General features: G+C 68.7%; 26 protein-coding genes and 1 pseudogene. 9 read left to right on the forward strand and 18 right to left on the reverse strand.

What is annotated here, in order from left to right:
* Positions 1-42 precede the first annotated feature (42 nt).
* The 7 genes and pseudogenes from ABZ348_RS28395 to ABZ348_RS28425 form a co-directional block, all read right to left on the reverse strand.
* On the reverse strand, positions 43-297 hold the full coding sequence (locus ABZ348_RS28395; RefSeq protein ID WP_358937838.1) for a DUF4229 domain-containing protein: 255 nt from the start codon (positions 295-297) through the stop codon (positions 43-45).
* Between the two features lie 103 nt (positions 298-400).
* Positions 401-598, reverse strand: a pseudogene (locus tag ABZ348_RS28400) (GNAT family N-acetyltransferase); the annotation flags it as partial.
* A gap of 32 nt (positions 599-630) precedes the next feature.
* The gene (gene mqnE, locus ABZ348_RS28405) at positions 631-1,794 is read right to left on the reverse strand and encodes an aminofutalosine synthase MqnE (RefSeq protein WP_358937772.1); all 1,164 of its coding nucleotides are present in this window, start codon (positions 1,792-1,794) and stop codon (positions 631-633) included.
* Between the two features lie 89 nt (positions 1,795-1,883).
* Positions 1,884-2,339 carry an Lrp/AsnC family transcriptional regulator gene (locus tag ABZ348_RS28410; protein WP_358937774.1) on the reverse strand — a complete coding sequence of 152 codons (456 nt, stop codon included), beginning with the start codon at positions 2,337-2,339 and terminating at the stop codon, positions 1,884-1,886.
* A gap of 100 nt (positions 2,340-2,439) precedes the next feature.
* The gene (locus ABZ348_RS28415; protein ID WP_358937776.1) at positions 2,440-3,114 is read right to left on the reverse strand and encodes a UbiX family flavin prenyltransferase; all 675 of its coding nucleotides are present in this window, start codon (positions 3,112-3,114) and stop codon (positions 2,440-2,442) included.
* 79 nt (positions 3,115-3,193) lie between these two features.
* The gene (gene mqnP / locus ABZ348_RS28420) at positions 3,194-4,099 is read right to left on the reverse strand and encodes a menaquinone biosynthesis prenyltransferase MqnP (RefSeq protein ID WP_358937778.1); all 906 of its coding nucleotides are present in this window, start codon (positions 4,097-4,099) and stop codon (positions 3,194-3,196) included.
* A complete protein-coding gene (locus ABZ348_RS28425) occupies positions 4,096-5,547 on the reverse strand; it encodes a menaquinone biosynthesis decarboxylase (RefSeq protein WP_358880205.1) in 1,452 nt (483 codons plus the stop codon). Before ABZ348_RS28425 ends, mqnP begins: the two co-directional genes overlap by 4 nt.
* An 89-nt stretch (positions 5,548-5,636) precedes the next feature.
* On the opposite strand from ABZ348_RS28425, the gene ABZ348_RS28430 reads away from it, so the two are divergent.
* Entirely contained in the window at positions 5,637-5,975 is a 339-nt protein-coding gene (locus tag ABZ348_RS28430) for a PLD nuclease N-terminal domain-containing protein (protein ID WP_358937780.1), read from the forward strand.
* Positions 5,976-6,054: 79 nt separating this feature from the next.
* Here ABZ348_RS28430 and ccsB read toward each other — a convergent pair whose 3' ends face one another.
* The 7 genes from ccsB to hemL form a co-directional block, all read right to left on the reverse strand.
* A complete protein-coding gene (gene ccsB, locus ABZ348_RS28435) occupies positions 6,055-7,125 on the reverse strand; it encodes a c-type cytochrome biogenesis protein CcsB (protein WP_358937782.1) in 1,071 nt (356 codons plus the stop codon).
* The gene (locus ABZ348_RS28440) at positions 7,122-8,834 is read right to left on the reverse strand and encodes a cytochrome c biogenesis protein ResB (RefSeq protein ID WP_358937784.1); all 1,713 of its coding nucleotides are present in this window, start codon (positions 8,832-8,834) and stop codon (positions 7,122-7,124) included. Before ABZ348_RS28440 ends, ccsB begins: the two co-directional genes overlap by 4 nt.
* A 5-nt stretch (positions 8,835-8,839) precedes the next feature.
* Positions 8,840-9,619, reverse strand: coding sequence for a cytochrome c biogenesis protein CcdA (locus ABZ348_RS28445; RefSeq protein ID WP_358937786.1), 780 nt, complete (start codon positions 9,617-9,619; stop codon positions 8,840-8,842).
* 4 nt (positions 9,620-9,623) lie between these two features.
* On the reverse strand, positions 9,624-10,229 hold the full coding sequence (locus tag ABZ348_RS28450) for a TlpA disulfide reductase family protein (protein WP_358937788.1): 606 nt from the start codon (positions 10,227-10,229) through the stop codon (positions 9,624-9,626).
* Between the two features lie 77 nt (positions 10,230-10,306).
* The gene (locus ABZ348_RS28455) at positions 10,307-11,545 is read right to left on the reverse strand and encodes a hypothetical protein (protein WP_358937840.1); all 1,239 of its coding nucleotides are present in this window, start codon (positions 11,543-11,545) and stop codon (positions 10,307-10,309) included.
* Positions 11,546-11,743: 198 nt separating this feature from the next.
* Positions 11,744-12,463, reverse strand: coding sequence for a histidine phosphatase family protein (locus ABZ348_RS28460; protein WP_358937790.1), 720 nt, complete (start codon positions 12,461-12,463; stop codon positions 11,744-11,746).
* Positions 12,460-13,767, reverse strand: a complete 1,308-nt coding sequence (gene hemL, locus ABZ348_RS28465; protein ID WP_358937792.1) for a glutamate-1-semialdehyde 2,1-aminomutase — start codon at positions 13,765-13,767, stop codon at positions 12,460-12,462. The genes ABZ348_RS28460 and hemL overlap by 4 nt, the downstream gene beginning before the upstream one ends.
* A 275-nt stretch (positions 13,768-14,042) precedes the next feature.
* Between hemL and ABZ348_RS28470 the strand changes: the two genes are divergently transcribed.
* The 3 genes from ABZ348_RS28470 to ABZ348_RS28480 all read left to right on the forward strand — a co-directional run bounded on the left by ABZ348_RS28470 (position 14,043) and on the right by ABZ348_RS28480 (position 16,149).
* Positions 14,043-14,600, forward strand: coding sequence for a hypothetical protein (locus ABZ348_RS28470; RefSeq protein ID WP_358937842.1), 558 nt, complete (start codon positions 14,043-14,045; stop codon positions 14,598-14,600).
* A gap of 184 nt (positions 14,601-14,784) precedes the next feature.
* Positions 14,785-15,366 (forward strand): GNAT family N-acetyltransferase, encoded by a 582-nt coding sequence (locus ABZ348_RS28475; protein WP_358937794.1) that lies wholly within the window; start codon positions 14,785-14,787, stop codon positions 15,364-15,366.
* 48 nt (positions 15,367-15,414) lie between these two features.
* Entirely contained in the window at positions 15,415-16,149 is a 735-nt protein-coding gene (locus ABZ348_RS28480) for a Mut7-C RNAse domain-containing protein (protein ID WP_358937796.1), read from the forward strand.
* Positions 16,150-16,212: 63 nt separating this feature from the next.
* Here ABZ348_RS28480 and ABZ348_RS28485 read toward each other — a convergent pair whose 3' ends face one another.
* Entirely contained in the window at positions 16,213-16,701 is a 489-nt protein-coding gene (locus ABZ348_RS28485) for a hypothetical protein (RefSeq protein ID WP_358937798.1), read from the reverse strand.
* 89 nt (positions 16,702-16,790) lie between these two features.
* Here ABZ348_RS28485 and ABZ348_RS28490 point away from each other — a divergent pair, with 89 nt between their 5' ends.
* Together ABZ348_RS28490 and ABZ348_RS28495 are read left to right on the forward strand one after the other, a co-directional pair.
* A complete protein-coding gene (locus ABZ348_RS28490) occupies positions 16,791-17,126 on the forward strand; it encodes a YnfA family protein (protein ID WP_358937800.1) in 336 nt (111 codons plus the stop codon).
* Between the two features lie 68 nt (positions 17,127-17,194).
* The gene (locus ABZ348_RS28495) at positions 17,195-17,968 is read left to right on the forward strand and encodes an SDR family oxidoreductase (protein ID WP_358937802.1); all 774 of its coding nucleotides are present in this window, start codon (positions 17,195-17,197) and stop codon (positions 17,966-17,968) included.
* Between the two features lie 132 nt (positions 17,969-18,100).
* On the opposite strand, the gene ABZ348_RS28500 is transcribed toward ABZ348_RS28495, so the two are convergent.
* On the reverse strand, positions 18,101-19,294 hold the full coding sequence (locus tag ABZ348_RS28500; protein WP_358937804.1) for an RtcB family protein: 1,194 nt from the start codon (positions 19,292-19,294) through the stop codon (positions 18,101-18,103).
* Positions 19,295-19,467: 173 nt separating this feature from the next.
* Between ABZ348_RS28500 and ABZ348_RS28505 the strand changes: the two genes are divergently transcribed.
* The 3 genes from ABZ348_RS28505 to ABZ348_RS28515 all read left to right on the forward strand — a co-directional run bounded on the left by ABZ348_RS28505 (position 19,468) and on the right by ABZ348_RS28515 (position 23,017).
* On the forward strand, positions 19,468-20,328 hold the full coding sequence (locus tag ABZ348_RS28505; RefSeq protein ID WP_358937806.1) for a DUF3558 domain-containing protein: 861 nt from the start codon (positions 19,468-19,470) through the stop codon (positions 20,326-20,328).
* 170 nt (positions 20,329-20,498) lie between these two features.
* On the forward strand, positions 20,499-21,248 hold the full coding sequence (locus ABZ348_RS28510) for a DUF3558 domain-containing protein (RefSeq protein WP_358937807.1): 750 nt from the start codon (positions 20,499-20,501) through the stop codon (positions 21,246-21,248).
* 119 nt (positions 21,249-21,367) lie between these two features.
* Positions 21,368-23,017 (forward strand): DUF2637 domain-containing protein, encoded by a 1,650-nt coding sequence (locus ABZ348_RS28515; RefSeq protein WP_358937808.1) that lies wholly within the window; start codon positions 21,368-21,370, stop codon positions 23,015-23,017.
* A 337-nt stretch (positions 23,018-23,354) separates the two neighbouring features.
* On the opposite strand, the gene ABZ348_RS28520 is transcribed toward ABZ348_RS28515, so the two are convergent.
* Both ABZ348_RS28520 and lysS read right to left on the reverse strand, forming a co-directional pair.
* The gene (locus ABZ348_RS28520) at positions 23,355-23,561 is read right to left on the reverse strand and encodes a hypothetical protein (protein WP_358937810.1); all 207 of its coding nucleotides are present in this window, start codon (positions 23,559-23,561) and stop codon (positions 23,355-23,357) included.
* 208 nt (positions 23,562-23,769) lie between these two features.
* Entirely contained in the window at positions 23,770-25,500 is a 1,731-nt protein-coding gene (gene lysS, locus ABZ348_RS28525) for a lysine--tRNA ligase (protein WP_358937812.1), read from the reverse strand.
* Positions 25,501-25,614 lie beyond the last annotated feature (114 nt).

A 25,614-nucleotide genomic window follows, 5' to 3' on the forward strand; every position in this document is an offset into this window, starting at 1 on the left:
GGGCGAACGGGGAACCCAGAAGCAGGGACCCGGAGCCCGGAACTACAGGGTCACACCGTCTTCGCGCGTCCGGTTGGCCTCCAGACGGGCCTTCGTCTCGTCGACCTTGCCGACGATCTGCGCGGACATCGCGTCCCGCTGCTTGCGCAGCAGGATGAAGCTCAACGGCGCCGAGATCACCAGGGCCAACAGGACGACCCAGACGAAGTTGGAGTCCCCGAGCCCCTTGGGCAGCGCCCCGAAGTGCACCAGGCCCCCGACCACCGCGAAGCAGCCGACGAAGACGGCGAAGCGCATACCGGTGTACTTGATCGCGGCGCTCGACTTGGCTGACACGGCTGGCCTTCTCTCCTCGTAATGACAGATCGTGCCAAACCAGTGAAGCACGCTCGCTTTTCGATCAGTACAGCGGCAGGAGCATCGCGATGTCGTCGCGCCCGTCGCCCGGTGCCACCCGGATCGCTCCGGGCACCCGACCCACCTCCTGGTAACCGCAGGACGCGTAGAACCGCTCGATGCCCATGCCGCCCCGGCAGCCGAACCGTATGGCCTCGATGCCGTCGAGCCCACGGGCCGCGTCCGCGACCGCCGCCATCAACGCCCGACGAAGCTCTCGATCGCTGCCGGGAGTCAGACGCGCATGGGCTGCGGCGACTCGCGCCGGTCTGCGTCCGGCCCCGGGTACTCACGGATGATCTCGTAACGGGTGTTGCGCTCGACCGGGCGGAACCCGGCGTCCCGGATCAGGTCGAGCAGATCGTCACGGGTCAGCTTGTTCGGCGTCCCGTAGTTGTCGGCGTCGTGCGTGATCTTGTACTCGACGACCGAACCGTCCATGTCGTCCGCGCCGTGCTGGAGCGCCAACTGGGCGGTCTGCACGCCGTGCATCACCCAGAAGACCTTGACGTGCGGGACGTTGTCGAACAGCAGCCGCGATACCGCGAACGTCTTCAGCGCCTCGGCCCCAGTCGCCATGGTGGTGCGCGCCTGGAGCTTGTTGCGGACCTTGCCGTCCTTCATGTCCACGAAGTCGTGCTGGTAGCGCAGCGGGATGAAGACCTGGAAACCGCCGGTCTCATCCTGGAGCTCCCGCAGCCGCAACACGTGGTCCACCCGGTGGCGCGGCTCCTCGATGTGCCCGTACAGCATGGTGCTCGGGGTCTTGAGGCCCTTGCTGTGCGCGAGGCGGTGGATGCGCGACCAGTCTTCCCAGTGGGTCTTGTGGTCGACGATGTGCTGACGGATCTCCCAGTCGAAGATCTCCGCGCCACCACCCGTCAGCGACTCCAGACCCGCCTCGATCAACTCGTCGAGGATGTCCGACGCCGACATCCCCGAGATCGTCTCGAAGTGGTGGATCTCGGTGGCCGTGAACGCCTTCAGGGAGACGTTCGGCAGGGCTTCCTTCAGCGCACTGAGCGAACGCGGGTAGTAGCGCCACGGCAGATTGGGGTGGAGGCCGTTCACGATGTGGAGTTCGGTGAGGTTCTCGTTCTCCATCGCCTTGGCGAGACGAACGGCCTCCTCGATCCGCATGGTGTACGCGTCCTTCTCGCCCGGCTTGCGCTGGAACGAGCAGTACGCGCACGACGCGGTGCACACATTGGTCATGTTGAGGTGGCGATTGACGTTGAAGTGGACGACATCGCCGTTCTTGCGGGTGCGCACCTCGTGGGCCAGACCGCCGAGCCACGCCAGGTCGTCCGAGTCGTAGAGGGCGATGCCGTCTTCGCGGGTCAGCCGCTCACCGGCCCTGACCTTCTCCTCCAGCTCGCGCTTGAGCCCAGCGTCCATGCGCCCGCCTCCCATGTGTCTGCCAAATCGGGCTCCCCCACCGTACTCCCCCGTACGGAACCGGCCGGGCATGCCCCCTGGGCTCGTGGTCAGTCCTGTTCGGGGAGGTCACCCACTCTGTTCTCCCACTTCGTCGACAGGACGATGGTGGTGCGGGTGCGGGAGACGCCCCGGGTGCCGCTGAGTCTGCGGATGGTCTTCTCCAGCCCGTCCACGTCACCGACGCGCACCTTGAGCATGTACGAGTCGTCGCCGGCGATGAACCAGCAGTCCTCGATCTCCGCCAGGTCCCGCAGCCTGCGCGCCACGTCCTCGTGGTCGGCCGCGTCCGACAGCGAGATCCCGATCAGCGCGGTCACCCCGAGACCGAGCGATGCCGCGTCGACGGTGGCGCGGTAGCCGGTGATGACGCCCGCCGCCTCCAGGCGGTTGATCCGGTCGGTGACGCTGGGGCCGGAGAGGCCCACCAGCCGTCCCAGCTCTGCGTACGAGGCCCTGCCGTTCTCCCGGAGGGCCTGGATGAGCTGCCTGTCCACCGCGTCCATGTACCTGGACCTTCCCTTGTCTTAGAACCTTCAGGGGGTGCAGGGCCCACAGCCCTGCCTAACGTCCCGAGAATCCAGCAATGATCTTCCGGGCGGGGAGTCAGTCGGTACGTGCGCCGCCCAGCTCGCCCTTCCAACGGCGGTAGAGCCGGTGTTCCACCCCTGCCGCGTCCAGCACCCGCCCGGCGACGAAGTCCACCAGGTCCTGGATGTGGGTCGCGCCCGCGTAGAAGGCGGGCGATGCGGGCAGCACCACGGCCCCCGCGTCGTCCAGGCGCACCAGGTGCCGCAGCGTCTGCCCGTTGAGGGGGGTCTCCCGCACGGCGACGACCAGCGGACGCCTCTCCTTGAGCACGACGCTCGCCGAACGCTGGAGGAGGTCCTTGGAGAGTCCGAGGGCGACCCCGGCGACGGCGGCCGTGGAAGCGGGCACGATCAGCATCCCCTTGGCGGGGTACGACCCGGACGACGGCCCGGCGGCGAGGTCACCCGCCGCCCAGTGGCGCACGTCGTCGAGGTCGACCCGGAAGGTGTCCGGTTTGCCGTCCGCGCCACGGCCGAGCCACTCGCGCAGGTCGTCGCGCCAGTGGGCGTCCCGGAAGGAGATCCCCGTCTCGTCGAGCAGGGTGAGCCGGGAGGCCCGCGAGACCACCAGATCCACGCTCTCACCGGCGTCGATGAGCCCCCGCAGCACGGCGGCTGCATAGGGCGTCCCGGACGCGCCGGAGACACCGACGATCCAGGGTCGGCGGGGTTCGTTCTGTGCTGGCTCCACATGGGGAGCCTATCCGGCGGGGTGAGGGGGTCGTGCCGGCGTCCTCCTCCTGCGCTGGCCGGCCGGCCGGGGTCCGTGGTCAGACCGTCAGACCGCGCACCACCAGGTCCAGCAGGGCGCACACGAACAGGGCAATCCCGATGAACCCGTTGACGGTGAAGAACGCCCGGTTCAACCGGGACAGGTCGTGCGGGCGCACGATCGAGTGCTCATAGGCGAACGCCGCCGCCACGATCACCAGACCGACCCAGAAGAACGCTCCCGCGTCCGTCGCCAGCGCGTACCAGACCAACAGGGCCGTGGTGATCGCATGGCAGGCGCGGGCGCCGTACAGCGCGGCCGGGACACCGAAGCGGGCGGGGACGGACAGCACGCCCTGCTCACGGTCCGACTCCACATCCTGGGTGGCGAAGATCAGATCGAAGCCCCCGATCCAGATGCCGACCGCGAACCCGAGGATCACCGCGTCCCAGGACCACTCCCCCGTGACCGCGAGCCAGGCGCCGATGGGCCCCATGGCCTGGGCGAGGCCCAGGATCGCGTGCGGGAAGTTGGTGAAGCGCTTGCCGTACGGATAGACCACCATCGGGACGACCGCGATCGGCGCCAGTGCCAGACAGAGTGGGTTGAGCAGGGCCGCCGCCCCGAGGAAGACCACGACCGCGATCAGTGCGCCCGTCCACGCGGACCGCACGCTCACCGCTCCCGTGACCAGTTCACGGTTTGCCGTGCGCGGGTTCCGGGCGTCGATCTCACGGTCGATGATCCGGTTGCACGCCATGGCGAAGGTCCGCAGGCCCACCATGGCGACGGTGACGAGCAGCAGGGTCACCCAGTCGACGGAGCCGGCGTCCTGGAGGAACATCGCGGTCAGCGCGGCGATGTACGCGAACGGCAGCGCGAAGACCGAGTGCTCGATCATCACCAACCGCAGGAAGCCCTTGGTCCGGCTCGGGCCCGGGACCGCAGCCGCCGATGCGGTCACAGCCCGTACTCCTTCCAGCGGCGGTCCACCAGGGCCGCCGTCGACGGGTCGGACTCGACCATGTCGGGCCAGCCGCCGTCGCGGACGTATCCCTCCTCGGGCCACTTCTTCGTCGCGTCGATACCCGCCTTGCCGCCCCAGAACTGCTGGTAGGAGGCATGGTCCAGATGGTCCACAGGGCCTTCGGCGACGGTCAGGTCACGGGCGTAGTCCGTGTTCCCGAGGGCGCGCCAGGAGACCTCGTGCAGATCGTGGACGTCACAGTCCGAGTCCACCACCACGATCAGCTTGGTCAGCGACATCATGTGGGCGCCCCAGATGGCGCTCATCACCTTCTGGGCGTGCTTGGGGTACTTCTTGTCGATCGAGACGATCGCGCAGTTGTGGAAGCCGCCGGACTCGGGGAGGTGGTAGTCCACGATGTCCGGGACGATGATCTTGAGCAGGGGTAGGAAGAAGCGTTCCGTGGCACGGCCCAGCGGACCGTCCTCCGTCGGCGGGCGGCCCACGACGATCGACTGGAGCAACGGGCGCTGCCGCATGGTGATGCAGTCGATCTTCAGCGCCGGGAAGGGCTCCTGCGGGGTGTAGAAGCCCGTGTGGTCGCCGAAGGGCCCCTCGGGGAGCATCTCCCCCGGCTCCAACCAGCCCTCCAGCACCACTTCGGCCTGGGCCGGGACCTGGAGCGGGACCGTCTTGCAGTCGACCATCTCGATCCGCTTGCCCTGGATGAAGCCCGCGAACAGGTACTCGTCGATGTCACCGGGGAGCGGGGCGGTGGAGGCGTACGTCACCGCGGGGGGTGCGCCGAAGGCGATCGCGACCGGGAGGCGCTCACCGCGGCGGGCCGCGACCTGGTAGTGGTTGCGGCTGTCCTTGTGGATCTGCCAGTGCATCCCGATGGTGTTGCGGTCGTGGCGCTGGAGCCGATAGAGGCCAAGGTTGCGCACCCCGCTCTCGGGGTCCTTGGTGTGGGTGAGGCCCAGGTTGAAGAAGGAGCCGCCGTCCTTGGGCCAGGTGAACAGCGCGGGCAACTGGTCGAGGTCGACGTCGTCACCGCGCAGGACCACCTCCTGTACGGGGGCGTCCTTCACCTTCTTCGGCGGCACGTGCACCATCGAGCCGAGCTTGCCGAACGCCTCGCGCACCCCGACGAAGCCGTGCGGGAGCTCCGGCTTCAGCAGTCCGCCGATCTTGTCGCTGATCTCGGTGTACGACTTCAGGCCGAGCGCCTTGAGCAGCCGCCGGTCGGTGCCGAAGACGTTCATCGCCAGTGGCATCGACGAACCGCGCACGTTCTCGAAGAGCAGCGCCGGTCCGCCCGCTTTGTTCACCCTGTCGACGATCTCCCCGACCTCTAGGTGGGGATCGACTTCCGCCTTGATGCGCTTGAGGTCTCCCTCGCGTTCCAGGGCCCTGAGCAGGGAGCGAAGATCGTCGTAAGCCATGCGCCCCAGTATCCGGTACCGGTTACCCTGGCGGCGTCACCGGGGGCCGTTCCGTGCCCCACCGCCTCTCACTGGGGGACCGTACGGCCATGCTCAGGTATCTGCCCTTCCTGCTGGTCCTGGCGCTGTGGATCTACGCCTTCATCGACTGCCTGCAGACTCCGGAGAAGGAGGTCAGGCACCTGCCGAAGCTGGCGTGGGTCTTCATCGTGCTCCTCTTCGGGCAGGTGCTGCTCGGGCCCGTCGCCTGGTTCATCGCGGGTCGACCGCGCAAGAGCGGGGGCTTCGGCGGCGGTCGGCGCGCCGAGTGGGTGGCCCCCGACGACAACCCCGAGTTCCTCCAGTCGCTGAAGAAGGACGAACCGGTCGCGAAGGACGAGTCCGCGCCGAAGGACGAGAAGAAGGACCGGGACGACGAGGAGGCGTGAGCCCCCGCCGGCCGCGCCTATGCGAGAGCCCCCGACCGCACATCGGTCGGGGGCTCTCGTATGGATGTGGTTCCGCGGCTCAGACGCCCGCGTAGGAGTGCAGACCGTCCACGAAGATGTTGACGCCGTAGTAGTTGAACAGCCAGCAGCCGAAGGCGATCAGTGCCAGGACGGCGGCCTTGCGGCCCTTCCAACCGGCGGTCGCCCGTGCGTGCAGATAGCAGGCGTACGCGACCCAGGTGATGAACGACCAGACCTCCTTGGGGTCCCAGCCCCAGTAGCGGCCCCAGGCGTCTCCGGCCCAGATCGCGCCCGCGATGATCGTGAAGGTCCACAGCGGGAAGACGGCCGCGTTGATGCGGTACGCGAACTTGTCGAGCGTGGCGGCGGCCGGCAGCCGCTCCAGGACGGACGTCGCGAAGGCGCCGGGCTTCTCGCCGGCCGCGACCTTCTTCTCGTACGAGTCCTTGAAGAGGTAGAGCAGCGTGCCGACCGCGCCCAGGTAGAACACCGCGCCGCAGAAGATGGCGGTGGAGACGTGGATGATCAGCCAGTAGGAGTCCAGGGCCGGGACCAGCTGGTCGCTCTCGGTGTAGAGGGCGGTGGTGGCGATGCCGAGGTCGATGAGGACGGTTCCGACGAGCGGCAGGCCCAGCCAGCGGACTTTCTTCTTGGTCAGCAGAAAGGCGAGGTAGGCGCCCACGACCACCATGGAGAAGGTGATCGAGAACTCGTACATGTTGCCCCAGGGCACCCGCTGGACCGAGAAGGCCCGGGCCAGCACCCCGCCGACGTGGATCAGGAAGGCCAGGAGGGTCAGCGAGACCGCGATCCGGCCGTAGAGGTCACCCTTGACGGTGCCTCCGGCCGCGCCGGGCCCGTCCGGGACGTCCCGCTCACCGGGTGCGGTACGGGTGATGACCTTGGGCTTGTCGAGAACGGTGGTGCCGCCGCCCTGCTGGCGCACCTGGACCTTGACCGCGGGCGCCTTGGTGAGCTCGGCGGCCGTGCGCCCCACCTTGCTCCGGCTGCCGAAGATCCATTCGGTGATGTGGGCGAGGAAGGCCAGGGTGTACACGGCCATCGCCGAATAGATCAGGACGTTGCTGATCTCGGCGAGGTTCTCGTTGGTAGCGGCGGCGAGAGTCACTCCTTGGCCCCTTCGGCAGACACTGCGGATTCGGTTGCGGGATCGCTCCCGGGCTCGGGCGCGGTCGGCGCCTCGGCATGGAGCTTCTCGGCCAGGTCGGCGAGCTCCTGTGGCAATTTCGGTGACTCGCTCCGGCCGAGTGCGGCCATTTCGACGACGGTCACGCCGTCCGCCCCCCGTACCGCACGCACCCAGACCCTACGGCGCTGGATGAAGAGGGAACCCGCCAGCCCGGCGATCGCGGCGATCGCACCGCCCAGCGCCCAGCCGCTGCCCGGCTGCTGGGAGATCTGGAAGGTGGCCCACTCCTTGACCTCACCGTCGAAGGTGATCGAGCCGGCGCCGTCGGGCAGTGTCATCGTCTCGCCCTCCAGAAGCCTGGCCCGGAGGGTGTCCCCGTTCTTGTCCGTGAACTTCTTCATATTGGTCGAGTCGAGCTGGTAGACGTTCTGCGGCAGTCCGGAGTCCACGCCGAGGTCGCCGATGTAGCCGTTGAGCGCGAGTACCGGGAAGTCCAGTCCGGGGAACTGGGAGAACATCGTGCCCTTGCCCACGCCGCCGAAGGTCGGTACGAAGAACGCCTCGAAACCGAGCTGCGTCTTCTTGCCGTTCTTGTCGCGGTAGCCGTCCAGGACCTTGATGGCGCCGGTGGAGGTGACGTTCGCGTCGATGGGCAGCAGCGGCACGGGGTCCTTGAAGATGACCTCGCCCTTGCGGTCCCGCACGGTCACCACGGGCGCGTAGCCGTGGGCCAGCAGATAGACCTTCGTCCCATTGATGACCAGCGGCTTGTTCACCTGGATGGTGGACTTGCGGTCCTTGCCGCCGGGCTGGGACCAGGTGACGTCGGCCTCGAAAGTGCGGGGCGTGCCGCGCTGGGGTCCGGTCCGCTCGTACGTGCCGGTGAACTTGTCCAGCGTGAAGCTGAACGGCTCCAGGTCGTCCACGCCGTAGAGCGTGCCGGAACGGAAGTCGTCGTACTGCGTGAGCGTGTTGGAGAAGCCGCCGCCCTCGATGACGAGCTTGCCGCCCTCGTACTTGAAGAGCTGCCCCCAGGCGAAGGCGATGAGCATCACGATCAGCGAGATATGGAAGACCAGGTTCCCTGCTTCGCGCAGAAAGCCCTTCTCCGCCGCGACGGCGTTCCCCACGGTGTGGGAACGGAACCGACGTCCCTTCAACAGGGTGAGCGCCGCTTCCCGCACCTGCTCGGGCTCCGCCTCCGTACGCCAGGTCGCGTACGCGGGCATCCGGGTCAACCGGCCGGGGGCACCCGGCGGAAGGCTGCGGAGCTGACCGATGAACTGCCAGGTGCGCGGCACGATGCAGCCGATGAGCGAGACGAACAACAGGATGTAGATCGCCGAGAACCAGATCGAGCTGTAGACGTCGAACAGCTGGAGCTTGTCGAAGACGGGCGTCAGGGTCGGGTTGTTCTTCTGCCAGTCCTGGACCTTGAGGTCGTCGACGCTGTTCTGTGGGATCAGCGAGCCGGGGATGGCGGCCAGCGACAGCATCAGCAGCAGGATCAGCGCCACCCGCATGGAGGTCAGCTGCCGCCAGTACCAGCGGGCCCAGCCGACGATGCCGAGCGTGGGGCCGGTGATCGCCTCCTCCTGGGGAGCGGTCGTCAGCTGCGCACCGGCGGCCTCGTCCCGACGCTGCTCGGTTCCGTCCGTCTCCGCCGCGGCGGTCTCGGTCTTGCTCATGAGCGTCAGATCCCTACCGTGAAGCCGTTGGACCAGGTCTGCATCTGCTGGATCATGAGGTCCCAGATGCCCGTCAGCAGCAGCACACCGGTGGCGATCATCATCACGCCACCGATCCGCATCACCCAGACGTAGTGGCGCTTGACCCAGCCGAACGCCCCCAGCGCCTTGCGGAAGGCGATCGCGGCCAGGACGAAGGGCACGCCCAGACCGAGGCAGTACGCGACGGTCAGTATGGCCCCCCGGCCCGCGCTGCCCTGCTCCGCGGCGAGGATCTGCACGGCGGCCAGCGTGGGGCCGATGCACGGGGTCCAGCCGACGCCGAACAGCACGCCCAGCAGGGGAGCGCCCACGAGCCCGGAGACCGGCCGCTTGTGGATGCGGAACTCACGGCGCGTCAGCCAGGGCATCCCGCCCATGAAGAAGGCGCCCATCAGCACCATCAACACGCCGAGGACCTTGGTGATGATCTCCTGCTGGCCCAGCAGTCGCTGGCCGAAGAAGCCGAAGAGCGCGCCGCCGGAGACGAAGACGGCGGTGAAGCCGAGGACGAAGAGGGAGGCGCCGAGGACCAACCGGCCGCGCTTGGCCTCCGCGAGGTCCGCTCCGGTGACACCCGTCACATAGGAGAGGTAGCCGGGGACCAGTGGCAGCACGCAGGGAGAGAAGAAGGAGACCAGGCCCCCCAGTACGGCGATGGGGAGGGCGAGGGCGAGGGCGCCGCTGAAGACCGTCTCGTTGAAGGTCGAGGCGGCCAGGACCGCGCCGGCAGCTGCATTCTCCACAGGATCACTTCTCCGCGAGCACGGGGTCGATCAACTTGCGGAGGTCCTCCTCCGAGAGCGCCTTCAGAGCCCGCGCGGCGATCTTCCCCTCCCGATCGAGGACGATCGTGGAGGGGATGGCCTGCGGCATCAACGTGCCCCGCGGGAAGCCGTTGACGAGCAGCTTGCCGATCGGGTCGTACAGGCTCGGGTACGGGATCTTGTACTCGCGCTCGAAGGCGATGGCCGGGCTCTTGCTGGGGTCGCGGGTGTTGAGGCCGACGAACTGCACGCCCTTGGGCTCCAGCTCGGTGGCGACCTTGGCGAAATGTTTCGCCTCCGCCCGACAGGGTGCGCACCAGGAGCCCCAGACGTTGACGACCACGACCTTGCCCTTGAAGTCGGCGAGATCGAGCTGGTCACCCTCCAGGGTTTCGCCGGCGACCTTCTTGGTCGCCTTGCGATGTCCCTCGGCCACGGTCGAGATGCCACCGGTGTTGGTGACGAACCCGGTACCGCCTCCCCCGCCTGACTTCCCGGTGTCCCCGCCGCCGCACGCGGACAGGGCGAGCGCGCCGGCCGCGGTGAGGGCGGTCAGCAGGACGGCGCGCTGGGCACGGCTAGAGCTCATGTGAAAAGTTTCGCATGGCCCATCAGACGATCTTCTGCGCCCCCCTTAGTGCCCGGAAGGCACATAAAAACCCCTTATCAAGCAGCCTTAAGAAAAGCGTTCCAGCCACCGGCGGGCGCCTGGCCCACGTCGAGTCCGCGGAGTGTGGCGAGCACCTGGGGGTCCTGCACGTCGAGCCAGTCGCAGAACTGCCGGAAGGAGACCAGTCGTACGTCCTTCTGCCCGGCCATGGCCTTGACCGCCTCCTCGACGGCGTCCATGTAGATGCCGCCGTTCCACTGCTCGAAGTGGTTGCCGATGAACAGGGGTGCGCGGTTGGACTCGTAGGCCCGGCGAAAGCCGTTGACGTAGCAGCCGATGGCCTGCTTCTTCCAGCGCGGATGGTGCTCGGGCGGGCCCTTGGTCGAGTTCTGCGACTGGTTGGCCATGATGTTGTAGTCCATCGAGAGCACCTCGAAGGAGTACCCGGGGAACGGCACCGCCTGGAGCGGCAGGTCCCACAGGCCGTCCCGCTTCACGGGCCACACCTGCCGTCCGCCGGGCGAACTGGCGTCGTAGCGCCAACCGAGCTTCTTGGCCGTGGGGAGCAGCTTCTCCTGCCCGAGCAGACAGGGGGTGCGGGCGCCGATGAGCTCCTTGCTGTAGTCGAACGGCAGCGGGTCGAGGTCGTCCCAGCCGCTGTGGGTCCGCCACCGGGTGACGAAGGACACGGCCTGCTCTATCTCGTTCTCCCAGTCGGCGGGGGTCCAGTTGGCCACCGATCCCGAGCCGCCGCAGAAGTGCCCGTTGAAATGGGTGCCTATCTCATGGCCGTCGAGCCACGCCTGCCGCACGTGAGTGAGGGTCTTCTTGATGTTCTCGTCGGCGAGATAGCCGATGTCCGAGGCGCCGACCGCATTGTTCGGCGGTCGGTAGAGCGACTTCTTGGACTCCGGAAGCAGATAGATCCCGGAGAGGAAGAAGGTCATTCCCGCGTCGTACTCCTTGGCGAGATCGAGAAAGCGCGGGAACAGTCCATTGCCCACTTCGCCCGCGCCGTCCCAAGAGAAGATCACGAATTGCGGCGGCGCCTGACCGGGCTCCAGCGGTACGGGAGCGGGTGGCTGGTTCGGCTGCTTTCCGGTGTCCGACGTGGAGCCGTCGCCTATCAATCGCCCTTGGAGTGCACCGGACGCCTTGCCGGCGCCCACCCGTCCGCCGTCCCCCTTGCCTCCACCGTCCCCGCCGAGGCCAAGAGCACCGCAACCTGCCGTTCCCAGCACGGCGGCGGCTCCGAGCCCCGCGCCGAGCACGCTCCTTCGACTGATGTCCCGCATATCGATCCCGTCCACACGCCCTCCCGAAGGAGAGCCCCCCGATTAAATGATCACCAGCTGAATACCGGCTACTGAGGGAGAGGACACAATGAAGGAGCCGGTTCCAGGAACCGGCTCCTTCATTTATGAGGAGGCGTCAGGGAGCGCTTGGAACTCCTCGGCAAGAAATCCGAGAACGATCTCGAAACTAACGGAGAGCTATGCACCGAATGCTTTCGACTTCCCCTTCACCGGCTTGGCGCCGGCGAGCAGATGCGGCGGGACGAGATCACGTGCCGGCTCCGAGTATCCGACCGAAACGATGCGATCGCCCTCGTAGGTGAACGTGGTCAGCGAAGCCAGGGTGCACTGCCGTCGGCGGGGGTCGTGCCACAGCCGCCGCCGCTCGACGAAGCTGCGGACGATCCAGATCGGCAACTGGTGGCTCACGAGGACCGCCTCGTGCCCGCGGGCGGCGTCCCGCGCGTCGTTGAGGGCCCCCATCATCCGCACCACCTGCTCGATGTACGGCTCGCCCCAGGACGGGCGGAACGGATTGGTCAGGTGCCGCCAGTTCGCGGGTCTGCGCAGGGCACCGTCCCCGACGCCGAAGGTCTTGCCCTCGAAGACGTTGCCGGCCTCGATGAGCCGGTCGTCGGTGCCGACGGCGAGACCGTGGCTCTTGGCGACCGGTGTCGCGGTCTCCTGGGCGCGCTCCAACGGGGAGGAGACGACATGGGTGACGTCACGGTCCGCGAGCGCTTCGGCGACCCGGTCGGCCATCTGCCGACCGAGCGAGGAGAGGTGGTAGCCGGTGCGGCGGCCGTAGAGGATGCCGTCCGGGTTGTGCACCTCGCCGTGCCGCATCAGATGGACGACGGTGGTGGCCTTGCCCCCGGGGCCGTCGTGAGCCCGTCCCGTGCTGTCGACGCCGCTCATGCCACGGCCTCCGCGGCGGCCCGGGCGGCGGCGGGCAGGGCGGCGGCGATGCGCTCGATCGCCCGCTCGTCATGGGCCGTGGAGACGAACCACGACTCGAACGCGGAGGGCGGCAGATACACCCCGTCGGCGAGCATCGAATGGAAGAAGGCATTGAAGCGGAAGGCTTCCTGCCGCTTGGCGTCCTCGTAGTTCCGCACCTCGTCCGCGGTGAAGAAGACGGAGAACATATTGCTCGCGTTCTGAAGCCGGTGCGCCACCCCTTCCTTGGTCAGCGCGTCGACGACCAGCCGCTGGATCTGCGCGGAGACCGCATCGACCCTCTCGTACGCGGCCGGGTCCAACAGCCGGAGCTGCGCCAGGCCCGCCGCGGTCGCCACCGGGTTCCCGGAGAGGGTGCCCGCCTGGTAGACGGGACCGGCAGGAGCCAGATGGGCCATCACCTCGGCACGCCCACCGAACGCGGCGGCCGGGAACCCGCCCCCCATGACCTTGCCGAAGGTCATCAGATCGGGCTCGACACCGTCCACGCCGTACCAGCCCGCCCTGCTGGTGCGGAAGCCGGTCATCACCTCGTCGGAGATGTAGAGCGCGCCGTGCTCGCGGCAGAGGTCCTTCAGTCCCTGGTTGAAGCCGGGCAGTGGCGGCACCACGCCCATGTTGCCCGGCGACGCCTCGGTGATCACACAGGCGATCTCCCCGGGGTGTGCGACGAACGCCTGCCGAACGGCTTCGAGGTCGTTGTACGGGAGGACGACGGTCTCCCCCGCCTGGGCGCCCGTGACCCCGGGCGTGTCGGGCAGCCCGAACGTGGCGACGCCAGAACCGGCCGCGGCCAGCAGTGCGTCGACGTGTCCGTGATAGCACCCGGCGAACTTCACCACCTTGGCCCGACCGGTGTACCCACGGGCGAGCCGGATCGCCGACATCGTCGCTTCCGTACCGCTGGAGACCAGTCGCACCTGTTCGACGGGGCCGACCCGGGCGACGATCTCCTCGGCGAGCGCGACCTCGCCCTCACCGGGCGTACCAAAGGAGGTACCGCGCGCCACCGCCGCCTGGACGGCGTCGATCACGGCCGGATGGGCATGACCGAGGATCATCGGCCCCCACGAGCAGACGAGGTCGACGTACTCGCGTCCGTCCGCGTCGGTGAGGTACGGGCCGGTGCCGGACACCATGAACCGTGGCGTACCGCCCACGGCTCGAAAGGCCCGCACGGGAGAGTTGACGCCGCCGGGCGTCACGAGGGACGCACGGTCGAAGAGCGCCTGCGAAACTGGGGCTTCGTATGAATACGCCACGTTGGTCCTGATCTAACGATGGTGGGGTTCGGGTGACCGGGGCGGATGATCTCGGCCACGGGTGAGCAGGGAGCGCGATCTCCTCGTATGACGAAAGGGCATCACCCCCCTCGTATCTGCGAAACTGGGACGACACAGGGAAGGCTCACGGAATCCATGGTGTCAGAGGCCACGGTGTTCCTCACGGACAGGTGTTTCACCTGACGCTCGTGGGGGAGGTCACTGTCACGATGATCGGGTTGCGCGGCGGGGGCTGCGAGTGGTCGGGTGGAGATATGTATCGCGGTGGCGGACTGGGCGAGGGGACTGACGACCTGGGCCCTGACCCTGCCCGTCGGGGCAGGCACCGACGAGGCGACGCGGACGCGGATGCCACAGGAGGCAGGAGCGGCCGGGTGGGGGTGACCTACAAGTACTTCGGCGCGCCCGACGGGGCCACGGCTGCCCGGGTGCCGATATCGATGCGCCCGGAGGAACTGGGCGGGGACGAGCTCGGCATGGGCGGGCTGTTCACCAAGATCAAGCCGGAGACCATAGCCGCCATGGTCCTGATGGGCATCGAAGGCATGCCGCTCAACAAGGTCCCACCGCTGGAGCTCGTGGTCCTCCACCCCGACTACGCGGTGGTCAAACTCCCGATGACCGTGGTGGACCCCCTGCGCGACCTGGGCGAGGAGTCCGTGGGCGCGGCGGCCTTCATCTGGTCGACGGTTCCGGATCGGGGCGGGCCCCGAGACGCCTTCACCGTGTACCGACTCCTCCATGAATGGCAGGACTTCAGCCATCGGCTGCACGAGGCCGGACACCAGCCGTACTGTCTGGTGTGGCCGTGATCGGCGCCGTACGCGTCTGCTGAGGCCCGGCCGCCGTGTCGCTCGGCTCCGGAAGCGGGTGTCCGCCCGGGGCACACCCCCTGAAGCACCGCACGGACCCTTGGCGCACCTCGGCCCGCCAGCCCTGAAGACCCCTGTCAGCTGCACCGGTGTCGATGTCAGTGGCACCGCCTACCGTGGGGCCATGGGCGACACGACTGCTGCGGTACACATCGAGGCATGGACCGAGGGCGATCTCGATCTGCTCCGCGCGGCGAACGCGCCGGAGTTGATGAGCCATCTGGGTGGCCCCGAATCGGACGAGCAGGTGGTGGCGCGCCACCTCCGCTATCTCCGACTGAGCACGGACAGCGGCGGCAAGGGTCGGATGTACCGGATCGTGTCGGCGGGCACGGGCGAGTCGATGGGCACGATCGGCTTCTGGGAACAGCAATGGCTCGGCGGGCAGGTCTACGAGACGGGTTGGACGGTCCTCCCGGGGTTCCAGCGCCGCGGCGCGGCCACCGCGGCGACGCTGGCGGTGGTGGAAGCGGCCCGCGCCGAGCGTCGTCACCGCTATCTCCACGCCTTCCCCAGCGTGCGGAACGAGGCGTCGAACGCCGTGTGCCGCAAGGTCGGTTTCACGGCGATGGGCGAGTGCCAGGTGGAGTACCCGCCGGGCCATCCCCTCCAGGTGAACGACTGGCGGCTCGACCTCCAACGGCCGCACCCCTTCCCGGGCCCCTTCCCGAACCCCCTTCAGCAAGGGGGCCAGCTCCCCCAGTGACCCGATAACCCGAATGCCCCGGCGTGCCTCGAATGACATGCTGCCCGGGTGAATGGACCGGAAATTCAGCTGACCGTCGCCCCTGAGCTGCGTCTCTTCGTACCGTCGGACCGTCGGCAGGGACCGACCGACCTGCTCACCGACGGCTCCTCCACGCTCGGTCACGTCATCGAGTCGCTGGGCGTGCCCCTGACCGAAGCGGGCCGGATCCTGGTCGACGGGATGCCGACGGCCGTCTCCCATGTGCCCGCGGCCGGTGAGCGCGTCGAGGTCTTGGCCGTCAGCCGTCCGCAGCGGGTCCCGGGGGCGCCCCTGCGCTTTCTGCTCGACGTCCATCTGGGCACGCTGGCGCGCCGGTTGCGGCTGCTCGGGGTCGATGCGGCCTACGAGAACGAGGACATCGGCGATCCCGCGCTGGCGGCACTCTCCGCGCGGGAGAAGCGGGTGATGCTCTCCCGGGACCGGGGGCTGCTGCGCCGCCGGGAGCTCTGGGCCGGGGGTTACGTCTACAGCGACCAGCCCGACGAGCAGTTGAGGGACGTCCTGGAACGGTTCGCTCCGGCCCTGGCTCCCTGGACGCGGTGCACCGCCTGCAACGGCCGATTGGTCCCGGCCGACAAGGACTCCGTACAGGACCAGTTGCAGCAGGGGACCCAGCGGAACTACGACGTCTTCGCCCAGTGCACCGCGTGCGGCAGGGCCTACTGGCGCGGCGCCCACCACTCCCGGCTGGTCGCGATCGTCGACGGGGCGGTCCGGGAGTTCGGCGGCGGTGCGGCCTAGCGGGTGCGTGCGCTCCTCGTCCGTACACCGCCGGTGCGGGAGGGCGGGCGCTGCGGCTTCGCCTCAGAACGCATAGGGGGCTCCGGTGGCCGGGACCAGGACGTCGTGTTCGTGGTTGCCGGCTTCGGGGTCGGGCACACCGCCGTTCCACCGGGTGCCGACGGTGACGATCACCTCGTCCTGCTCGTCCGCCGTACGGAGGTGAAGGACCCTTCGGAAGCCGGCCGCGCCCGCCCGGAGCGGTCCGGTGGTGCAGAGCACCTCCCGATCACCGGCCTGTAGGCATCCGTGCGGCAGGGACTGCGCGTCCGCCAGCGGGGTGGAGAGTTCGAGCCGTGCGGTGGAGTCGGCGAGGCCCCGGGGGCCGAGGTTGGTGGAGACCAGGGAGATCCTCAGCCGGCCGTCGGTCAGCGACGCATGGCCGTGGTGGGCGAGGTCCGATTCGGGCACCACGTCGTCCGCGCCGGCGGCATGGACCCCCGTACCGGCGACCATCACTCCGGCTGCGAGCACGGCGGCGACCGTGAGCAGCACCTGACGTTTGGCATACATAGCGAAGAAGATACCTTTTTGAGGGTTTATCATATTGATAGTCCCTCGGCTCGGCGCGTCTCGAACGAATCCCGTGGCAGGCTGAGGTCATGCTCGTCGCCCGGTCCATCGCCCTCTTCGTCGTCGCCGCGCTCTTCGAGATCGGTGGGGCCTGGCTCGTCTGGCAGGGCATCAGGGAACACCGCGGCTGGATCTGGATCGGCGCCGGCGTGATCGCGCTGGGCGCCTACGGGGTGGTGGCCACCCTCCAGCCCGACGGAGAGTTCGGACGCATCCTGGCGGCCTACGGCGGGGTGTTCGTCGCCGGCTCGATCGCCTGGGGGGTAGTCGCGGACGGATACCGTCCGGATCGCTGGGACATCCTGGGGGCCCTGATCTGTCTGGCGGGCATGGCTCTGATCATGTACGCACCACGGGGGCGCTGACGATCGACCGCCCGGGGACGCTGCCTATCCTGGGAGCCGGTTCGATCATTTGCGCGAGGAGCAGGAACATGACCACCGCCAGCACTCCCTCCACGCCCGTCGCCGTCGTCACCGGGGCCAGCAGCGGCATCGGGGCGGCCACCGCGCGACAGCTCGCTCGGGCCGGCTACCACGTCGTCGCCACCGCCCGCCGGAAGGACCGACTAGAAGCGCTGGTCAACGAGCTCGTCGTCGCGGGCCACCGGGCCACCGCCCAGCAGCTGGACGTCACCGACCGGGCGGCCGTCGACGCCTTCGCCGCCGGCCTCGACCGGGTGGACGTCCTGGTCAACAATGCCGGTGGAGCACTCGGCGCCGACCCCGTGGCCACCGGCGACCCGGCCGACTGGCGCCGGATGTTCGAGGTCAATGTGATCGGCACCCTCAACACCACGCAGGCACTGCTGCCCGCGCTCACCGCCAGCGGTGACGGCACGGTCGTGGTGCTGACCTCCACGGCGGGCCACGCCACCTACGAGGGCGGCGCGGGATACGTCGCCGCCAAGCACGGCGCCCATGTGCTGGCCGAGACCCTACGGCTGGAGATCGTCGGCACCCCGGTCCGGGTGATCGAGGTCGCACCGGGCATGGTGAAGACCGAGGAGTTCGCCACGACCCGGTTCGGCGGCGACGAGGAGAGGGCGGCCAAGGTGTACGAGGGCGTGGCCGAGCCCCTGACCGCGGACGACGTGGCGGACACCATCGCCTGGGCGGTCAGCCGTCCGGCGCATGTCAACATCGACCTGCTGGTGGTCCGCCCGCGCGCCCAGGCGTCCAACTCCAAGGTCCACCGGGAGCTCTGAGCGACAGCCGCCCCGGCTGCCGCTCCCCAACAGGGAATCGCCGCCGGGCAGCGACGCCCGACATCGACTTCCGGGCATCGCCCCCGGCACGGCTGGCCCGTGCCGCGCAGGCGTCGGGTCCGTCGTGCGGCCTCACCCCTTGACGCAGATGACCTGCTTGAGCTTGGCCACGACCTGTACCAGGTCCCGCTGCTGGTCGATGACCTGCTCGATCGACTTGTAGGCCCCCGGGATCTCATCCACCACACCGGCGTCCTTGCGGCACTCGACACCCTGGGTCTGCTGCGCCAGGTCCGCGGTGGTGAACCGCTTCCTGGCGGCGTTGCGGCTCATCTTGCGACCGGCGCCGTGGGAGGCAGAGTTGAACGACTTCTCGTTCCCGAGGCCCTTGACGATGTAGGAGCCGGTGCCCATCGAACCGGGGATGATGCCGTAGTCGCCGCTGCCCGCCCGGATCGCTCCCTTGCGGGTGACCAGCAGGTCCATCCCGTCGTACCGCTCCTCCGACACGTAGTTGTGGTGGCAGGAGATGACCGGGTCGAAGGTGACCCGCGCCTTGCGGAACTCGCGGCGGACGACCTCCTGGAAGATCCCCATCATGATGGCGCGGTTGTGCTTCGCGTACTCCTGCGCCCAGAAGAGGTCGTTGCGGTAGGCGTCCATCTGCGGGGTCTGAGCGATGAACACCGCGAGGTCGCGGTCGACGAGGCCCTGGTTGTGCGACAGCTTCTGGGCCTCGCCGATGTGGTGCTCGGCGAGTGCGTTGCCGATGTTGCGGGAGCCGGAGTGGAGCATCAGCCAGACCGCACCGGTCTCGTCCAGGCAGAACTCCACGAAGTGGTTGCCGCCGCCGAGCGTGCCCAACTGCTTGGCCGCCCGGTCGCGCCGGTACTTCACCGGGTCGGCGATCGAGTCGAACCGGCTCCAGAAGTCGCCCCAGCCCTGTGCGTCGAAGCCGTACACCCGGTCGACGTCGACGGGCTCGTCGTGCATCCCACGACCCACCGGAATGGCCTGCTCGATCTTCGAGCGCAGTCGGGAGAGGTCACCGGGCAGGTCATTGGCGGTGAGGGAGGTCTTGACGGCAGACATCCCACAGCCGATGTCGACACCCACCGCGGCCGGGCACACGGCACCCTTCATGGCGATGACGGAACCGACCGTGGCGCCCTTGCCGTAGTGGACGTCCGGCATCACGGCCAGGCCCTTGATCCACGGCAGCGTCGCCACGTTCCGCAGTTGCTGCATCGCGGCGTCTTCGATGGTGGCCGGATCGGTCCAGATGCGGATGGGAACCTTCGCACCCGGCATTTCTACATACGACATAGCCCCTCAAACCCCCCGAAAGCATTCCTAAAATCATTGAAACGCAAAACCGGTGTCAATGCCCGCGAAAACCCCAGCGAATCGACATCCACGGCAGCGTGTGCGATAGACATTGTGTCCATCGGCCGCCTTCGTGCGGCAACAGCTTTTCCGCTCGAAGGGAGCCTGGGACCGTGCAACGAAAGGCGTACGCACCCCGCCCGGAGGCACGGGCGTACGTATCGCACCGCAGGACGAAGGCGTCCCCGTCGGGGCGGGCCGCGGCGCTCCAAGCCGCCCTCCTCGCCGTGCTCGCGGCCGGCTGCACCTCCGACACCGGAGCCTCCGGTTCCACCACCGATTCCAAAGCGGGCACCGGAACCAAGGCCGTGGCCCAGCCCGGCAAGTACCGCACCCTGTTCGAACCGTGCGGCGCCATCGGAGGATCCGAGCTGAAGAACCTCCTGCCCGGCGCCGCCGAACTGCCCGACGAGCGGCAGCGCGAGGCCCTCCGCGGCACCGCCGGCAGCACCTTCGACACCGATCGACGCGTCAGCTGCGCCTGGAAGTCCGATGCGTCGGAGGCTTCGCACAGCCTGAACCTCGATTTCGAACGGGTCGTGTCCTACGACCCGGCCGTCAGCGACGAGGACCGGGCACAGGCACTCTTCGCCGAGAAACAACTCGCGGCGGCCGTCCCCGGAGCCGCCTCGGCCCCCTCGTCGTCATCGTCGTCATCGCCGTCCACCGCCGCCTCCACGCCCGGGACCAACCCGCCGTCGACCGACCCCACAGGCGGAACCCCCGTCCTCGGCTCACGCGTCCTCGACGGCCTCGGTGACGCCGCCTACCTCGATGACGACCTCGCCTCCCCCGGCGCCGGCTCGACCGCGCAGCGGCGCACCGTGAGCGTGGTGTTCCGCACATCGAACGTCATCGCGACGGTGGTGTACACCGAGCAGTCGGGCCAGCTCACGGTGACCCCCGACAGCGCCGCGCTCCAGGAAAAGGCCCAGCGTCTGGCCAAGAACCTGGTCAAGAAGTTCAACGACTGACCCCTTCGCGGGCGCAGGGGACGGGCGGTCCGCCCGTCCACAGGCGCCGTCCGCGTTATCCACAGGCTCACCGCCGATGCGCACGGTCCGCGTACGGTGGCATCGCCGGCCGATCGCTCCGGCCGGCCCGGCGAACGACCGAAGACCGTACGACCACGACTGAGGGAACCATGCACCGAACAGCCCCGCGACTCGCCCGCATACTCGCCTGCGCAGCCGTCCCGGTGATGCTCGTCGCCTCCGGCTGCTCGTCGGACCCGGACAGCAAGCCCAAGGCCGAGAAGTCCCAGGCGAAGGAGAAGACCGGCAGCTCGGGCGGAGCGCCCCTGGCCACCCCGGAGGCGGAGAAGAAGCCGGTGGTCGCCCCGGTCAAGTTCGCCAAGCTGCCGGACGCCTGCAAGTCCGTCCCGGCGAAGACCGTCAAGAAGCTGGTGCCGTCGACCAAGTCCCCCTCGGGCACGGCCGGTCGGTCCACCGATCTCCTCGTCCGCGCCAGCTGCTCGTGGAACGGTCTGGAAGACAAGGGCGTCAAGGGCTCGCAGTACCGCTGGCTCGACGTCTCCTTCCTGCGTTACGAATCGGATGCGGCCCTCGCCACCAGCGGCAAGCAGCGCGCCCAGGAGTCGTACGCCAAGGAGGTGGCCAAGACCCGCGCCACCACCGGCGCGAAGGGCATGAAGTCGGTGCCCGCGGCTGGAGTCGGCGAGGAGGCGACCGCCCTGACCTACCAACTCCGCAAGACGGGCGTGGACTTCTCGTACGTCACGATCGTGACGCGTACGGACAACATCCTCATCACGCTGACGTACAACGGCACCGGCTACGCGGGCGCGAAGTCCCCGGCAGTGGCCGATCTGGTGAACAATGCCGTTCCCGCGGCGAAGGAGACCGTTACTGCCGTATCGGCCGCCAACAAGTAGCCTGCCCCTGGCCGGAAAGGAACATGCGTTCCTGTGCGCGCGTTCCTCACCATGCGCACCCAAGAACCTGTTCCTTTCCCGGACATGCGTACGCATGACGAACAGGGGAGGGGGTCGCGGTGGCCGCAATGCAGCTGACACGCACACACCGCATACTCATCGGGGTCGTGGTCGCGGGCGCCGTGATCATCGCCGCGATCGGGTTCGCCGGCTCGTATGCGGCGGTACGGGATCTGGCGGAGCGCAAGGGGTTCGGCGACTTCGCGCTCGTCTTCCCGATCGGCATCGACGCGGGCATCTGTGTGCTCCTCGCGCTCGATCTGCTGCTCACCTGGATGCGGATCCCCTTTCCGCTCCTACGGCAGACGGCATGGCTGCTGACCGTGGCCACCATCGCGTTCAACGGCGCGGCCTCCTGGCCGGACCCGCTGGGCGTGGGTATGCACTCCGTGATCCCGATCCTGTTCGTCGTCACGGTCGAGGCCGCACGGCACGCGGTCGGCAGGATCGCGGACATCACCGCCGACAAGCACATGGAGGGTGTCCGGATCACCCGCTGGCTGCTGTCGCCCGTCCCCACCTTCAAGCTCTGGCGGCGGATGAAGCTCTGGGAGCTGCGCAGCTATGAGCAGGTGATCAAGCTGGAGCAGGACCGGCTGATCTATCAGGCGAGGCTCCAGGCGCGGTTCGGGCGGTCCTGGCGGCGCAAGGCACCGGTGGAGTCGCTGATGCCGCTGCGGCTGGCCAAGTACGGCGTACCGCTCGCGGAGACGGCTGCGGCCGGTCTGGCCGCGGCCGGCATCGATCCGGTGCTGCTGCCTCCGGCCCCCAAGCCACAGCCGACGTTGGAGGCTCCGACGGCGGCGAGCGCCCAGCCGGAGTTGCCGAGGGCGCAAGCCCCGGTCGAGGGGCAACAGCACCCCCAGCAGTACGAGGAGGTCGCACCGCAGCACGTCGGGCCGGGCGCTCATGACAGTCCGTGGTTCAACGCCGTGCAGATGTCACAGGACGCTGCGGAGCAGGGATTCAATCCGACGTACGTGGAGGGGCTGGAGCCCACGCCGGTACGGGTCCCTTCGGGTCCCGGCCGTACGCGCCCGCTCGGCGGAATCCCGGGCCAGCGCTCCGAGGGCATGGCCGCGTATCCGGCTCAGGCGCAGCCCCACCCGCAGGCGCAGGCTCATCCGCAGGGTCACCCCCAGCCCCACGAGGTGTTCGCCCCCGACGCCCAGCCGCACCCGCAGATGTACGCCCAGCCCCATCCGCACTCGCCCGAGCAGGTGCAGGAGCACTTCAGGGGGCCGCAGGGCCCGTCGCTCCCGTCACCGGCCGCGCAGCCGCAGAACCCGCCGCAGGGCGAACAGCCGGCCCACCACTCCATCCCGCAGTCCGCACAGCCGGTCGAGGCGACGTCTCCCATGGAGCAGACGCCCATGCAGGGGTCCGTGCAGAGGTCCGTGCAGGAGCAGATACAGGAGCCGACGCAGGAGCAGATACGGGAGCAGCTGCGGGAGGGCGGCACGGAACCGGCAGAGCTGCCGGACGCCCGACAACTCGCGGAGGACCAGGAGTTCTACGAGGCGGCCTACCCGGTCTTCGCCTCGCTCTCCCGGGATCTGGGCAAGTACCCGAGCGCCGAACAGCTCGACATCCAGCTGTCGGACGCCCACGGCATCAACCACCCCCGGGGTGCGGCCCTGCTGCGCCAGGCGATGCCGGAGTTCCGGCAGCGCATGGACGCCGAGTTGGCCGCCGAGCACATCGCCTGAGCACAGGGAGTAGGGAGAGCAGGGGGACACCCCCGTACCGGCGGTCGATCGCACCGCTGTACCCCTGGTGACACCGATGCGCAGGTCAGGCACGGGCGCGGGGCGGCCCGCTACGCCCTGCCGTCGTACGGATTCCCTGCCCGACAGCAGTCGGTCGCCCTCTGACAGCAGCGGGCGACCGGCTTGCGGGAGTCTTCCGGGCGATGGACCGGCCGTCGCCCGGAGGTCTCTAAGGTGGATCGGTGTCGGGCGCAGGCCCCGGAGTGGCGCACACCGGCCGGAAGGAACGATCCGTTCCGTGCGGTTCGCCGCCGCGGCCCGCTTTCGGGCTTCTCGGTCACCCCTTCTCCTTCTTGCGTGCCATCTCCCCCATGAACGCGAGGGCCGCGCCCACCAGGAAGAGCGCGAGGTACCCGCCGACGGGGACGTCCCACCAGAGATGGACGAAGCCCCACGGGTTCTCGCCGAACATCTGGCCCGCCGCTCCGAGTGCGCCCTGGATGGCGGCGATCCAGCCGATGATGAGGAGGATTTCGTTCTTCATGTCTCCACGGTCCCCCGCGCCGGACCGCGTTGCGTCATGCGCACGTCGGAACGGGCGGTAGACCGAAGGATGCAGCGGACGGCCGGGGGCGGCCCCTGTGCCGGCCCCGGACCGGGCCGGGGCACCGGGCCCATGGGACAGAGCCGGGGCCGGGCACTCCCCCCGAAGGAGGAGCACCCGGCCCCGGCTGCCGCAGCTACGGCTGAGATCAGGCTCCCAGCAGGGTCCGGACGCGATCCGCACCCACCGCGAGGAGCAGCGTGGGCAGCCGCGGTCCCGTCTCCCGGGTCACCAGCAGCCGGTACAGCAGCGCGAAGAACGACCGCTGGGCCGCCTTCAGCTCCGGCGTCGGCTTGGCGTCCGGCTCCAGGCCCGCCATGACCTTCGGCACCCCGTAGACCAGGGTGGTCAGACCGTCCAGGGACCAGTGCGAGTCGAGGCCCTCCAACAGCAGCCGCAGCGATTCCCGACCGTCGTCGTCGAGCGACTTCAGCAGTTCGGTGTCCGGCTCGGAGCGCACGACGGTCCGTGCGTCGGCCGGGACCTGGCTGGTGATCCAGTTCTCGGCGCGGTCCAGCCGGGGTCGCGCCTCGTCCAGCGAGGTCAGCGGATTCGCCGGGTCGAGCTCGCTGAGGATGCGTACCGTCTGCTCGTCGTGGCCTGCGGTGATGTCTACGACGGAGGCCAGCGTCCGGTACGGGAGCGGCCTCGGCGTCGCCGGCAGGGCGCCGGCGGCCGTGCCGACGGCACGGGTGTACGCCGCCACATCGGCGGGCAGCGCGGATCCGTCGGCCACCTTCGTGCCGAGCTTGTCCCACTCGTCGTACAGCCGCTGGATCTCCTGGTCGAACGCGATCTTGAACGACTGGTTGGGCCGTCGGCGCGCGTACAGCCAGCGCAGCAGCGGCGCTTCCATGATCTTCAGCGCATCGGCCGGCGTGGGCACCCCACCGCGCGACGAGGACATCTTCGCCATGCCGGAGATGCCGACGAAGGCGTACATCGGCCCGATCGGCTGCTGTCCGCCGAAGATGCTGCCGACGATCTCGCCGCCGACCTGGAAGGACGAGCCGGGCGACGAGTGGTCGACACCGCTGGGCTCAAAGACGACCCCTTCGTAGGCCCAGCGCATCGGCCAGTCGACCTTCCACACCAGCTTTCCGCGGTTGAACTCGCTCAGCCGGACGGTCTCCGAGAAGCCGCACGCCGTGCAGGTGTACGTCAGCTCGGTGCTCTCGTCGTCGTACGCGGTGACGTTGGTGAGGTCCTTCTCGCAGTTGCCGCAGTAGGGCTTGTACGGGAAGTAGCCGGCGGAGGTGTTGCCGTCGTCCTCGGCCGCGGCGCCGGAGCCCTCCGCGGCTTCCAGCTCCGCCTCGTCGAGCGGCTTCTGCGACTTCTTGGCCGGGGCCTTCTTCGTCCGGTACTGGGCGAGGATCGCGTCGATGTCGCCCCGGTGCTTCATGGCGTGCAGGATCTGTTCGCGGTAGACGCCCGCGGTGTACTGCTCGGTCTGGCTGATGCCGTCGTAGACGACGCCCAGCTCGGCCAGGGAGGCGATCAGCACGGCCTTGAAGTGCTCGGCCCAGTTCGGGTGGGGGGAGCCCTGCGGTGCGGGGACCGACGTCAGCGGGCGTCCGATGTGCTCGGCCCAGCCCTCGTCCACTCCCTCGACGCCCGCGGGAACCTTGCGGAAGCGGTCGTAGTCGTCCCAGGAGATCAGATGACGGACCTCGTGGCCGCGCCGCCTGACCTCGTCCGCGACCAGGTGCGGAGTCATGACCTCACGGAGATTGCCCAGGTGAATGGGGCCGGAGGGGGAGATCCCGGAGGCGACGACGACAGGTTTCCCAGGCGCACGCCGTTCCGATTCCGCAATGACATCGTCCGCGAAACGGGAGACCCAGTCGGTCTCGGTGCTGCTCTGAGCCACGGTCGGCACGTCCTTCTTTCTCGAAACCCCTCGATTACTCGGCGCACACCATTGTCCCAGACGGAAGGACCGGCTCCGAGGCAGTCCGGTATGCCTGCCGATCATCGGTCACACACCCCCGAG

The sequence above is a fragment of the Streptomyces sp. NPDC005963 genome (assembly GCF_040638655.1).
Classification (GTDB): Bacteria; Actinomycetota; Actinomycetes; order Streptomycetales; family Streptomycetaceae; genus Streptomyces.